12 protein-coding genes are annotated in these 13049 nt (G+C 64.0%); 8 read left to right on the top strand and 4 right to left on the bottom strand.

Features of this window, described 5'->3' with window-relative positions; translation table 11 throughout:
- The first annotated feature begins 229 nt into the window (after positions 1-229).
- Entirely contained in the window at positions 230-1141 is a 912-nt protein-coding gene (locus NKI64_RS22160; RefSeq protein ID WP_023671416.1) for a S1C family serine protease, read from the top strand.
- 190 nt (positions 1142-1331) lie between these two features.
- Here the strand turns inward: NKI64_RS22160 and NKI64_RS22155 are convergent, their stop codons facing one another.
- Complete coding sequence (locus NKI64_RS22155) at positions 1332-1946, bottom strand: hypothetical protein (RefSeq protein WP_023715162.1); 615 nt, start codon at positions 1944-1946, stop codon at positions 1332-1334.
- A 171-nt stretch (positions 1947-2117) separates the two neighbouring features.
- Here NKI64_RS22155 and NKI64_RS22150 point away from each other — a divergent pair, with 171 nt between their 5' ends.
- From NKI64_RS22150 to NKI64_RS22120, 7 genes are all read left to right on the top strand, one after another.
- A complete protein-coding gene (locus tag NKI64_RS22150) occupies positions 2118-2714 on the top strand; it encodes a YdeI/OmpD-associated family protein (RefSeq protein ID WP_023693762.1) in 597 nt (198 codons plus the stop codon).
- A gap of 211 nt (positions 2715-2925) precedes the next feature.
- A complete protein-coding gene (locus NKI64_RS22145; RefSeq protein WP_023685929.1) occupies positions 2926-3984 on the top strand; it encodes a GSU2403 family nucleotidyltransferase fold protein in 1059 nt (352 codons plus the stop codon).
- A gap of 208 nt (positions 3985-4192) precedes the next feature.
- Positions 4193-5401 (top strand): ABC transporter substrate-binding protein, encoded by a 1209-nt coding sequence (locus NKI64_RS22140; RefSeq protein ID WP_023685930.1) that lies wholly within the window; start codon positions 4193-4195, stop codon positions 5399-5401.
- A 14-nt stretch (positions 5402-5415) separates the two neighbouring features.
- Positions 5416-6207, top strand: a complete 792-nt coding sequence (locus NKI64_RS22135; RefSeq protein ID WP_352460554.1) for an ABC transporter ATP-binding protein — start codon at positions 5416-5418, stop codon at positions 6205-6207.
- Positions 6204-6908: an ABC transporter ATP-binding protein gene (locus NKI64_RS22130; protein WP_023671422.1), complete on the top strand. Its 705-nt coding sequence runs from the start codon at positions 6204-6206 to the stop codon at positions 6906-6908. Before NKI64_RS22135 ends, NKI64_RS22130 begins: the two co-directional genes overlap by 4 nt.
- Before the next feature lie 174 nt (positions 6909-7082).
- Entirely contained in the window at positions 7083-7970 is an 888-nt protein-coding gene (locus NKI64_RS22125) for a branched-chain amino acid ABC transporter permease (RefSeq protein ID WP_023671423.1), read from the top strand.
- Between the two features lies 1 nt (position 7971).
- On the top strand, positions 7972-8958 hold the full coding sequence (locus NKI64_RS22120; RefSeq protein ID WP_023689850.1) for a branched-chain amino acid ABC transporter permease: 987 nt from the start codon (positions 7972-7974) through the stop codon (positions 8956-8958).
- Here NKI64_RS22120 and NKI64_RS22115 read toward each other — a convergent pair.
- The 3 genes from NKI64_RS22115 to NKI64_RS22105 are packed head-to-tail and all read right to left on the bottom strand — an operon-like array spanning position 8952 to position 13034.
- Complete coding sequence (locus NKI64_RS22115) at positions 8952-9908, bottom strand: Csu type fimbrial protein (RefSeq protein WP_023689851.1); 957 nt, start codon at positions 9906-9908, stop codon at positions 8952-8954. The two genes, NKI64_RS22120 and NKI64_RS22115, sit on opposite strands and share 7 nt — an antisense overlap.
- A gap of 14 nt (positions 9909-9922) precedes the next feature.
- A complete protein-coding gene (locus tag NKI64_RS22110) occupies positions 9923-12340 on the bottom strand; it encodes a fimbria/pilus outer membrane usher protein (RefSeq protein ID WP_352669966.1) in 2418 nt (805 codons plus the stop codon).
- Positions 12312-13034: a fimbrial biogenesis chaperone gene (locus NKI64_RS22105; RefSeq protein ID WP_023819045.1), complete on the bottom strand. Its 723-nt coding sequence runs from the start codon at positions 13032-13034 to the stop codon at positions 12312-12314. The genes NKI64_RS22110 and NKI64_RS22105 overlap by 29 nt, the downstream gene beginning before the upstream one ends.
- Positions 13035-13049 lie beyond the last annotated feature (15 nt).

Below are 13049 nucleotides of genomic sequence, written 5' to 3'. Positions count from 1 at the left end.
GCCGCGCCAACCAATCCGCTTGGCGCTGCGGCGGACGCATAGGGGGAGAGAAGTGTCACCTATGTATCCGGTTCAAAGTGTTACCCATCTATCGGCTGGACACCGGCAGGCGGACGAGGAGCAGCGCCAGCCTCTGAAATGATTGCCTTGTTGCCTAAGCCCTTGCGCCCTGTGCAGCGCGGCATACCTATAGAGGATACTGCCCACGCATATCTGCCAGGATGACCGCATGCCGATCGATCCCGTTTCCCCGCTCTTGCGCTCCGTCGTTGGCGTGCGCGCCATGGTTCCCGACGATGCCTTCACGGCCAATGCCCTGGGCACGCGCCGGGAAGGCAGCGGCGTCGTCATCCGCGGCGACGGGCTGGTGCTCACCATCGGCTATCTCATCACCGAGGCCGAGGAGGTCTGGCTGACCGACCAGGACGGCCGCGTCGTGCCGGCGCATGCGCTGGCCTATGACCAGGAGACAGGCTTCGGCCTAGTGCAGGCGCTGGCGCCGCTCGGCCTGCCGGCGGTGGCGCTGGGTGACGCCTCGAAGGCGAAGATCGGCGACCCCGTGGTGTTTGCCGACGGCACCGGCCGCTCGGTCAAGGCACACATCGTCACCAAGCAGGAATTCGCCGGCTATTGGGAATATCTGCTCGACGAGGCGATCTTCATTGCCCCGGCGCATCCGTCCTGGGGCGGCGCGGCGCTCATCGGCCAGGATGGCAGCCTGCTCGGCATCGGTTCGCTGCTTTTGCAGATGAGCCGCAACGGCGAGGTCGCCGACATCAACATGGTCGTGCCGATCAACCTTCTGACCCCGATCCTCGACGATCTCCTGACGCGCGGCCAGGTGGCGAAGCCGCCGCGCCCATGGCTCGGCGCCTTCTCGGCCGAGTCGAACGGTGCGGTCGTGGTGATGAGCGTCGCCGAAGGCGGCCCCGCCGCCAAGGCCGGCCTGCGCCAGGGCGACATCATCTCCGACGTGCGCGATGGCGAGGTCGACGGTCTCGCCGATTTCTACCGCAAGCTATGGCAGAATCCGGCGGGTTCGGAGATTCCTCTCAGGGTCGTGCGTGACGGTCGTGAGACTTGGCTGCGAGTGAAATCCGCCGACCGAAACAGCTTTTTGAAGAAACCGCATCTGCAGTGAAGCCAATCTCCCCCCAAGTGGGGGAGATGCCCGGCAGGGCAGAGGGGGGCGCGAAGGATCGCGACCTCTCAATCTATATTTTCTGACAAGAATCGCGGGATAAACGTGGCTGACACTGGCCGGTGCGTTGGCGGGACAGCGGCCCCCCTGCCGGCCATCTCCCCCACGAGGGGGGAGATTGGCTGCCCCCTCAATCCCCGCATACCCTAAAAGGCGTCCCCGTGTCCCACTCCGCGAAGGGCACGACCTGGCCTTCGACAGACACGATACTGTTCACCTTGCTGTCATCATCCTGCGTCTGCATACTTTTGCCCTTGCCGGTCAGCACGTCGTAGTCGCAGCTGCTGTAGACGACAACGGACTGGTATTTGTAATGGTCATAGGCAACGCCGGCGACGACGAAGGCCTCGTTGCGCCAGGCGATGGTCAGCGTCATGTCGGTCCGCTCGCCGGGGCCGATCAGCCCCGGCAGATAGATCTTGATCGAGCCGTTGGGCAGCAAGGTCAACTCCGGTTCGATGCCGGAGCCCTCATAATGCGGCTGGTCGTAGTCGTTCCATTCGCCGTAGACCTGCTCATGCACGACGCCGGCGGGTTTCAGAAAATTGTACTTTTTGTCCCTCAGGAAGAAATGCATGTCCATGGTATCGTCTTCGGGCTCGGTCTCGACGATCATCGCCAGATCGGCGGCGCCGTCCCCATTGAAGTCGCCGGTCAGCGCGGTGATGATCTTCTGGGTTTCGATGGGTTCGGCGAGCGCCGAGGCCGGCAGCAGAAGGATGAGGCCGAGTAACATCGATCGCATGGCATTTCCCCCGAATTGCAGTCTGCCTTGCCCGGCTCGACCAGCCGGGAAACTGCCATGAGCGCCGGCTTGGGCGCAAGCCGGCTCGCAATAGGCTAGGGGGTATCGACGCCGCTGACGGAAACTGGCATCGACAGCCGATACAGCCGGCCCGGCAACAACGAGGTGATGATGGCGCCGTTCAAGGTCGATCCCGACAAGGTTCATGAATTCCCCGATCCCGACAGTTTTTACGCCTGGCTGCGCGAAAATCATGCCGGCGAGAGCGAGGTCTGGATCAAGGTCCACAAGGTCGGCTCGGGCCTCGCCTCGATCACGCCGAAGCAGGCCATCGACGTGGCGCTGTGCTTCGGCTGGATCGACGCCATACGCAAGCCGCTCGACGACAAGAGCTTTCTGCAGCGCTACACGCCGCGCGGCAAGAAGAGCATCTGGAGCAAGATCAACATCGACAATGTCGCCCGCCTGGTCGAGGAGGGCCGCATGACCGAACACGGGCTGAAACAGGTCGAGGCGGCCAAGGCCGACGGCCGCTGGGACCGCGCCTATGCCTCAGGCAAGGACATGAAGATCCCTGACGATCTGCAGGCCGCCATCGACGCCGAGCCGAAGGCGAAGGAGATGCTGGCAAAGCTTTCCGCCCAGAACCGGTTCGCGCTGGCGTTTCGAACGCACAACATGAAGACGGAGGCGGGGCGCAGGAAGAAGATCGAGGCTTTTGTCGAGATGCTGAAGCGCGGCGAGACGATCTATCCGCAGAAGCGGTGAGGCGACGGCAAGCGGCTGCCATGGCGCGCGCAGCTAAAAACCCGCGTGTGAGGTTCTGGCCTCCCTTTCTCGGACATAACCTATTGTTTTTACGGTATTTTCCACTCGGCGTGTGGGTGATAGATGCGATAGTGGAAAAAACATAGCAACTTATTGTTAATTAAGAGTTTTCCACTATGTTAACTTGATCCTGGCTTAAGAGTGGAAAACGATGCTGAGAGAGTTGACCGGCGAGCAGCGGCGCCAACTCATAGATACGCAACAGGTCTACGAGGCCTGGCAGCGTGCTGATGACCAGCGCCAAAGGCGCTTTGCAGGCAGCATGCGCTGGGTTGAGCGCAGCGGTGCTGAATACCTGCTGCGGAAGGTCCGGCAGGTCGAGAATTCACTCGGGCCGAAAAGCAGCCAGACGGAGAAGGCGTTCGCTGCGTTTTCCGAGGGCAGGGTGCAGAACAAGGATCTGCTGGCAGGTCTGGCCGATCGCCTGAACGGCCTGGCGAAAGTCAATGTGGCAATGGGGTTGGGCAGGGTACCGGCCATCGCCGCACGGATATTGCGGCGGTGCGCCGAAACAGACCCGCTGGGCAAGCAGTTGCTGGTCGTCGGCACGAATGCGCTGTTCGCTTACGAGGCTCTGGCGGGCGTCCAGATCACCAGCGGTCTCACGGCAACCGGCGACATCGACCTGCTCTTCGATTCCCGACGCCGCATCAGCTTCGTGACCGGCGAGAGGGTAAGCCAGTCCGGCCTGATAGGCGTGTTGCGTAAAGTGGACAGGTCCTTCAAGCCGCTCCAGCCCCGGGCCTTCAGGGCAGCGAACCGTGATGGCTATCTGGTCGACCTGATCCGTCCGCGGGCAAGACATGTCCTCAAGGACAACGCCACTACCTCGATTACACAGCTTGCCGACGACCTCGACAGCGCACCCATGAAGGGGCTGCAATGGCTCATCAACGCCCCGAAGGTGGAGGCTGTGGCGATCGATGAGCGTGGCTATCCCGTAAGCATGCCGACGGTCGACCCTCGAATGTTCGCTCTGCACAAGGCTTGGCTGGCCACGCGGCCTGATCGGTCTGCGGTCAAGGCAATGAGAGATCGTGAACAGGCGGAAGCGGCTGCACGCATTGCCACGGGCTATCTTGCGCTTCCGCTGGACAGCGAGCATCTCAAAGGGCTTCCGGGGGCACTGCTGGACGCTGCGGCCGCAACGCTCTCTCTGCCTGGCCCGAGCGGCTTTTCCGAAGACTCTCCAATTGAGCCCGACTGGTAGCGGCCGCGCTAGCACGCCATGCTACGAAAATAGCATTCTCGCCTCGCGAAATGTGATGCTACGGTTCCCGGCGCACCCAGGGCGGAGGGGTTGCCAAGAGGAGAAGTGGCGGGCGCTGGCCCGGATTTCAGCGAGAACCGGACGGAGTTGTTGAACCATTGCAAGGCCGCCGCGTTTTCCAGCGTCGGCCACAAGGGAGGAACCACCTGTGAAAGCATCCTATCTCGTCTCAGCCGTGCTGCTTGCGGCGACTGCGATGCCGGCGGCGGCCGGCGAAATTTCCGACGGCAAGGTCAAGATCGGCATCCTCAACGACCAGTCGGGCGTCTATGCCGATTTCGGCGGCAAATGGTCGGTCGAGGCCGCCAGGATGGCGGTCGAGGATTTTGGCGGCAAGGTGCAGGGCGCGCCAATCGAGATCGTCAACGCCGATCACCAGAACAAGCCCGACATTGCCTCCAACATTGCGCGCCAGTGGTACGACACCGAGCAGGTCGACGCGATCATGGAACTGACGACATCCTCGGTGGCGCTCGCCGTCCAGGGGTTGTCCAAGGAAAAGAAGAAGATCGACATCGTTACCGGAGCGGCATCGGCCGACCTGACCGGCAAGCAATGCTCGCCCTACGGTTTCCACTGGGCTTACGATACCCACTCGCAGGCGGTCGGCACCGGCGGCGCGCTTGTGCAGCAGGGCGGCGACAGCTGGTATTTCATCACCGTCGACTATGCCTTCGGCTATTCGCTGAAGGAGCAGACCTCAAAGGTTGTTGAGGCAAGCGGCGGCAAAGTGCTGGGCGAGGTGCGTTACCCCTTGGGATCGACGGATTATTCCTCCTTCCTGCTGCAGGCGCAGTCCTCCGGCGCCAAGGTTATCGGCCTTGCCAATGCCGGCCTCGACACCTCCAATACCATCAAGCAGGCGGCCGAGTTCGGCATCGTCGCCGGCGGCCAGCGGCTGGCAGCACTTCTGTTCACGCTTGCCGAGGTGCACGGCCTCGGACTGCAGGCGGCGCAGGGCGTGGTGCTCACCGAAGGGTTTTACTGGGACCGCGACGACAAGAGCCGCGACTTCGCCGGGCGCTTCTTCAAGCGCACCAACCGCATGCCCAACATGATCCAGGCCGGCACCTATTCGGCGGTGCTGCAATATCTCAAGGCCATCGACAAGGCCGGCACCGACGAGACCGAGGCGGTCGCCAAGCAACTCCATGAAATGCCCGTCGACGACATCATCAACGCCAACGGCAAGGTACAGGCCGACGGCTCGATGGTGCACGACATGTATCTCTATCAGGTCAAAAAGCCCGAGGAGTCGAAGAAGGACTGGGACTACTACACCTACCTTGCGACCATTCCGGGCGACAAGGCCTTCATCAAGGCTGAAGACAGCGGCTGCCCGCTCGTCACCAAGTGACGCTGGCGCAAGCCGTGGCCGTCCAGCCGGACGGTGCCGAAATCAAGCCGCGGGTGGTGCTCTCCGCCCGCGGCCTGCGGCGCGATTTTGCCGGTTTCGTCGCCGTCAACAATGTCGACCTCGACGTCCATCACGGCCAGATCCATGCACTGATCGGGCCGAACGGCGCCGGCAAGACGACGATCTTCAACCTCTTGACCAAGTTCCTGCAGCCGAGCAGCGGCAGGATCGAACTGTTGGGCAACGACATCACCCGCACCGCGCCGGCCAGGGTGGCGCGCATGGGTCTCGTCCGCTCGTTCCAGATATCGGCGATCTTTCCGCATCTGAGCGTGCTCGACAATGTCCGCGTCGCCTTGCAGCGGCCGAGCGGGCTCGGCTTCCAGTTCTGGCGCTCGCTGGCCGCGCTTGACCAACTGACTCCACGGGCGCGCGAACTGCTTGCCGTCGTCGGTCTCGACGATGTCGCGCATCGTCCGGCCGGCGATCTCTCCTATGGCCGAAAGCGCGTGCTCGAGATCGCCACCACGCTGGCGCTCGACCCGAAAGTGCTGCTGCTCGATGAGCCGATGGCCGGCATGGGGCACGAGGATGTCGGCGTCATTTCCGGCATCATCCGCTCGCTGGCAACGGACCGCGCCGTGCTGATGGTCGAGCACAATCTCACCGTCGTCGCCGACCTCTGCGACTGGATCACCGTCATGCAGCGCGGCCAGGTGCTCGCCGCCGGCGACTACGCGACGGTGAGCAACGATGAGCGCGTCAGGGTCGCCTACATGGGGACCGAGCAGGGGGACCGAGCATGAGTGAGCCGCTGCTTGCCGTACGCGATCTCCATGCCTGGTATGGCGAGGGCCATGCGCTGCATGGCGTCAACCTCGACGTTTTTCGCGGTGAGACCGTGACGCTGCTCGGCCGCAACGGCGTCGGCAAGACCACAACGCTGCGCGCCATCATGGGGCTGGTCCGCAAGCGCAGCGGCAGCGTCGCCTTCGATGGCAGCGACCTGATGCGCCTGCCGCTGCATCGTGTTGCCCATCGCGGCATCGGCTTCGTGCCGGAGGAACGCGGCATCTTCGCCACGCTCACCGTCGACGAGAACCTGATCCTGCCGCCGGTGGTGGCCAAGGGCGGCATGAGCGTCGACGAGATCTTCGATCTCTTTCCCAACCTCAAGGAGCGCCGCAACAGCCCCGGCACCAAACTCTCCGGCGGCGAACAGCAGATGCTGGCCATCGCCCGCATCCTGCGGACGGGCGTGCAGATGCTGCTGCTCGACGAGCCGACCGAGGGCCTGGCGCCGGTCATCGTCCAGCGCATCGGCGAACTGCTGGCGACCTTGAAAAAGCGCGGCATGACCATCCTGCTCGTCGAGCAGAATTTCCGCTTCGCCGCCCGCATCGCCGACCGCTTCTATCTGATGGAGCATGGCAAGGTGGTGGAGGGTTTTGCCGTAAGCGAGCTTGCCGCTCACACGCAACAGCTGCACGAGGTGTTGGGGGTATGATGACGACAGCCCACGGCAGTACCCCCACCCCGCTGCTGCGCAGCGACCCTCCCCACAAGGGGGAGGGTGGAGGGCCACCGCCCTACCTCCCCCTTGTAGGGAGGTCGGACCGAAGGTCCGGGTGGGGTACGTGCCGCACAGACGCATCCCGCTTGCAACACCCTCGGTGACGCCATGACCATGATCTTCGGCATCCCCGTCCAGGCCTTGCTCGGCCAGATGCTGGTCGGGCTGATCAACGGCTCCTTCTACGCCATGCTGAGCCTCGGCCTGGCCGTCATCTTCGGCCTGCTGCGGATCATCAATTTCGCCCATGGCGCACTCTATATGCTCGGCGCCTTCATCGGTTACCTGCTGCTCGTCCATCTCGGCATCGGCTACTGGCCGGCGCTGCTCCTGGTTCCGCTCATCGTCGGCGTCTTCGGCATGGCGGTCGAGCGCGTGGCGCTGTCGCGGCTCTATCGCCTGGATCCGCTCTACGGGCTGCTGTTCACCTTCGGCCTGGCGCTGGTCATCGAAGGCGTGTTCCGTTTCTACTACGGCGTGTCGGGCAACCCTTATGCCGTTCCGGCGCAGCTTGCCGGCGGCACCAATCTCGGCTTCATGTTCCTGCCCAACTATCGCGGCTGGGTGGTGGTGGCCTCGCTCATTATCTGCATCGGCACCTGGCTCCTGATCGAAAAGACCAGGCTCGGCTCCTATCTGCGCGCCGCGACCGAAAATCCCGAGCTGGTGCAGGCCTTCGGCGTCAACGTGCCGCTGCTGCTGACGCTCACCTATGGGCTCGGCGCGGCGCTCGCCGGCCTTGCCGGTATTCTCGCCGCGCCCGTCTACCAGGTCAGTCCGCTGATGGGCTCCGATATCATCATCGTCGTCTTTGCCGTCGTCGTGGTCGGCGGCATGGGTTCGATCCTCGGGGCCATCGTCACCGGCTATATGCTTGGCCTCGCCGAGGGCCTGACCAAGGTGTTCTATCCCGAGGCGTCGAACCTCGTCGTCTTCGTCATCATGGCGGTCGTGCTGCTCCTGCGCCCCGCCGGCCTGTTCGGAAGGGACGCCTGAGATGAGCGAGGCAACCCTTCACCAACAGCGCACCGCCGCCTCCGTGCGGCTGGAGCGGGTATTGCTGGCATTGGCCATACTGGCGCTGATAGCCGCGCCCTTCTTCGTCTATCCGATCTTCCTGATGAAGATGCTGTGCTTCGCGCTGTTTGCCTGCGCCTTCAACCTGCTGCTCGGCTACACCGGGCTGTTGTCGTTCGGCCACGCCACCTTCTACGGCGCCGCCGCCTATTTCTGCGCCTACGCCGTCAAGGCATGGGGCTGGCCGCCCGAGGCCGGCATCCTGCTCGGCACCGCCGGAGCGGCCGTGCTCGGCCTGGTCATGGGCTTCCTCGCCATCCGCCGGCAAGGCATCTATTTCTCGATGATCACGCTGGCGCTGGCGCAGATGTTTTATTTCTTCTGTGTCCAGGCGCCGTTCACCGAAGGCGAGGACGGCATACAGGGCGTGCCGCGCGGGCATCTGTTCGGCATCGTCGATCTCAACGTCACGCTCAACATGTATTTCGTCGTGCTTGCCGTCTTCCTCATCGGCGTCTTCGCCGTCTGGCGCATCGTCAACTCGCCCTTCGGCATGATCCTGCGTTCGATCCGCGAGAACGAGAACCGCGCCATCTCGCTGGGCTATTCGGTCGGCCGCTACAAGCTCGCCGCCTTCGTCATGTCGGCAGCCCTTGCTGGGCTTGCCGGCGCCACCAAGGCGATCGTCTTCCAGTTCGCGACGCTGACCGATGTCACCTGGCAGATGTCGGGCGAGGTGATCCTGATGACACTGCTCGGCGGCATCGGCACCATGGTCGGTCCTGTAGTCGGCGCCGGCCTGGTAGTCGGGCTGGAAAACACCCTCGCCACCTCCGGCTTCCCGGTGACCATCGCCACCGGCCTGATCTTCATGATCTGCGTGCTGGTCTTTCGCCGCGGCATCGTCGGCGAGATTTACGCGCGCTGGCTGGCGCCGGCCAACGGCGAGGAGGGCCGCGATCAATAGGTGATGGTCACCACCACCGTGTCGGTGTAGACGCCGGCCGAGGGCGTCGTCTGCGGCGGCACGCGGCCATAGACGGTGAGCGCCTGGGCCGTACCGGTTCCGGTGCCGGCCACCGTGCTTCCCGGCGTTCCGGCATCACCCCAGGGCTGCGCGCGCGCAATGTCCTTGTAGAGGCCGTAGGTGACCCGCTCGCCGCCCTTCGACATTTTGCGATTGGTCGGCGTGCCGCCTGTCGTGCCGCCATTCAGGGAGACCGTATAGGCGGTCGACGGCGTGCAGGTGACCGAGACCTGGCCGGTGGCATCGGCATTGGCGTCGAGCACGCCCTTGGAGCCGAAATCGATGTTCTGGGTGGCGACCAGGCAGTTTGCCGCGACCGTGGCGTTGATGGTGAAGGTCGGACTGGTGCCCAAGTTGCCCGCGCCGGTGTTGCAGCTGCTGCTCAACAGGGTTGTCCGGGAGCGGAACTCGAGTTGCCCGCCCGAAAATGTCGACAGATAAGTGCCCGGCGGAACGGTCGCCTGGCCGCCGGGAACCCGGCCATAGAGCGTCAGGGTGTCGATTGAGTTGCCGAAGAGATTGGGGCTCAGCAGCAGCGGTGGCGGGCGCGAGGCATAGGCCCAGTTATAGGTGCCCCAGACAACGCTCATTGCGGGGTCTGAATAGAGTTGATAGTTGAGGCTGTTGACGCCGCTCGCCATCTGCCGGGCCGCCGCCGAGGTTGCACCGCCGGTGCCGGCGGCAATATGCGGACAGACCAGGACGGGCAGCAGCAATGGCAAACTGCCGCTGCAAGTCGCGGTGAAGGTGGCTGTCGATGTCGCCGCGGTGCCCGACAGCGTGTCGATGAGGCCGAAATTCAAACTGGTGACGGTGTAACTGCAGCTCTGCGCCCGGGCGAGCGACGGGAGCAGCACCAGCAGCAGGGCGATGATTACGGCGCGCAGCATTTTTCCTCCAGCTCTCATTGGCACACCACGTTCCCGATCACCACTTGCCGGCCGCGCGCCGCCTCGAAGGGAAACTCTGCCCGGCATGAACCGCCGTCAGCGCGCTCGACCTGCACTGAATTCTGCTTGCCGAGGCCCTTGATGTAGGCCTGCCCGTCATAGCCGACGACAAAGTCTTCAGTGCCGCCATCGACGCGTCCCGACAGTCCGGCTTCGAGCGGCGTTCCGCTCGAGTCGACCAGCGTCACCAGCGCGGCCTGCGCCGCCTCGGACACGCCGAACTTCAGCACGACGCCGTTGCGGTCGGCTGGGACGACGGTCTCCTTGGTAGCCGGGACATCCGCGTCGACTGGTAGATTCTTCGGGTCGATGGAGACCGTGTTCAGCTCATAGGAGTTGAGCCCGGTGACCAGGATGCGGCCTTTGCTGTCGGTCCTGCCTACCGGCCGGTTCTGATGCAAGACCTCGACATCAGGCGTGCCGACATCGACAACGGCAAAGGCATCGTCGATGCGGTTGGTGGCGAACACCCCGCCGCCTGCGACCGCAATGGCGCCGTCCATCTGGCCGGTCACGCGAAAGTCCTTGTCGAATTGCTGGGCGCCGGCCTCGAAACGCGCAAACGGCGCGCGGTAGCTGACCGCTGCCGAACGATTGGGGACCTCGCCCTCCGAGGTGCGCAGCCGCCAGCCGATGCTGCCGTCCTCGGCCCGCTCCGATTTGGCGAGGTCGGCAGTGACATTGAGGCCCTCAGGGCCTTGCTCGACGCCTGTCGACGCCGAGATCTCGTCGTTGAACGGGATCGAAATCCCGGCGAACACGCCATAGCTGCTGTCGTCGTCGAGATCGGCGAAGGCGGTGGCATAGAGCGTGCTGCGCTTGAAGATCGCCTGGCTGTAGGACAGGCCGACGATCTGGCTGTTTTCGCCCTCGGCGCTCTTCAAATGCGTATAGGACAGGTTAAGGCTGGAGAAATCGATCGGCATCGGCACGCTGAGCGTCACCTGGTCGACCGAGCGCGGCACGCCAGCGCTGAAACGGGTGAAGTCGTCGGGGTCGAGAACCGGCTCCGCCGTCACCGAGGCGATGTCTTCATAGCCGCCAAAGGCCCGCTGCATGTGGGCGTTGATCGCCCAGCCGTCATAGCCGAATTCGACACTGGCATCGACCAGCGAGCCGGTGCGCCGGTCATGATGGCTGCCGGCGACCGCCAGCGAAGCCGCGCCATATGCCCCGAGCGGGAAGGCAGCACCTATGCCGCCATTGATCAGATCGGCGCCGCCCTCGGCATGGGCTTCCAATGTCAGCCGGTCGGTCACGCCGTAACGCGCGCTGGCGACCCCCATGACGCGGCCGTCATAATCGTCGGAGGAGATGCCGAAATTGCGCCGCGCCATCCCTGCCTCGACGGAAAAGTCGAGCAGTCCCTGGCGCAGCAGCATGCTGGAGGCATAGAACGGCAAGGTGGCCGTGGTCTCGCGGCCGAGGCTGTCGCGCAGCACCACCTGCGCCTGTCCGGCGCCCGTGAACACCGGCAGATTGGTGACCTGGAACGGCCCGGGCTGGATGTCGCCGGAATAGGTGCGCACGTTCTGCGTGTAGACCTCGAGCGTCGACGGCACCGCCGCCGTGCCGCCGAAGGAGGGCAGGGGTAGCGTCACCAGGTCCGATCGCAGGTGGAAGTTGCGTTGCGCCTGGATGCCGCCGAGATAGATCGGACGCGTCCACGACAATCCACCGGAGATGAAGTCGCCGGCGCGGTAGGTCATCAGCCGGTCGGGGTCGGAATAGCTCCATGTCGTGTTGAGCCGCGTGAAGCCGCCCAGCCTGCCGTCGGAATAGCCGGCGATGAAGGATTGGCTGAGCGTTCCATAGGGGCTGAACGCGCGCGCATCGAAGCCGCCGGAAACGCCTTGGAACAGCTCGACGTCCTTGTCGAACAATGTGTTGGAGCTGGCAAACAGCGAATAGTTGAGAACCGCGCCCAAGCCCGATTGCGGCGCCGGCCGGTCCTGCAAGCGCAAGCCGAGATCCACCATGCGCGCCTCGCGGCTGTCATTGGCGGCGGTGACGTAGAGGCGCTGGGCTACCTCATCGATCCGAAACGAAACGTCGGCCAACTGGTCGAGCCTGACCAGGCCGCCGGCGTCGGCTATGTCCTCCGGCGGTTTCAGGCCGACCTCCTTCAGCTCTTGGGGCGCCGCCGCCAGCCCACCATCCGGCATCTCGATAAAATTGCCGACCAGCTTGGTCGAAACGTCGTTGATGAACACCTCGAGATAGAGGCTGCGGCCCGCTGGTAAAACGGAAGCCGGCTGTTCGAGGTTCGTCACGGCCGGAAATTCCTGCGAACGCACCGCCAAGCAAGGTGTGAAAGTCGCAACCGCGACGATGACAGCGACGCTACTTGCCCTTGACGGCAACGTTGGCATCGAAGGGTCCAAGATCGCTCTGTGCCTTCAAAAGCACGGAGCCCGCGGACAGTGATTTGCCGCTGCCGATCGGCCACTGCATGGTCGCGCCGCCCAGGACATAACCGACGAGCCCGTTTCGGTTGCCGAGCTTTTTGCCGTTCTGGGTCAGGGATAGGTTGGACAAGCGGAGACGACTTTCACCGGTATTGCTGGCTGTCAGCACAAGACTGCCGCCCTTGCGCGAAACACTCCAGGCGACTGCCGGCGCGGCCGCATCGGCGTCGCGGAAAAACACCGGCACGGAGTAGCGCAGCGCGAGCGCGACCGTACCGGCCTTCTTGCGCGACGGGTCGGGTAACTCGTCGACGATGACGCGGTAGCTTTCCTCGGCCCGCACCGGCGCCTTGCTGACGCGCACGACGCGAACCACGTATTGGGCATTGGGTCCGAGTTTGGTCGATGGCGGGCTGGCGACGACGTCGGTAGTCGGCGTCAGCGTCTCGATCCCGCCAGCCTGGCTCCAGGCGAAGACGCGTATCTGCACATTGATCGGCCGCTTGGGGTCATCGTTGCTGAGGTTGAGAACCGCCGAGGCGTCGGGCGAGATCAGCTCGAGACCTGTCGGCGCCACCCTGAGCGAAGCGGCTTGTGAGAGACCGGCGCACAGCAACAGAACAGCCGTGGCTCCGATGCATGAAAGCATGGATCGCATGATCGTCCTCGTGTT

Source organism: Mesorhizobium sp. M0478 (assembly GCF_040321305.1).
Classification (GTDB): domain Bacteria; phylum Pseudomonadota; class Alphaproteobacteria; order Rhizobiales; family Rhizobiaceae; genus Mesorhizobium.
This window is presented reverse-complemented; position numbering and strand designations above follow the sequence as displayed.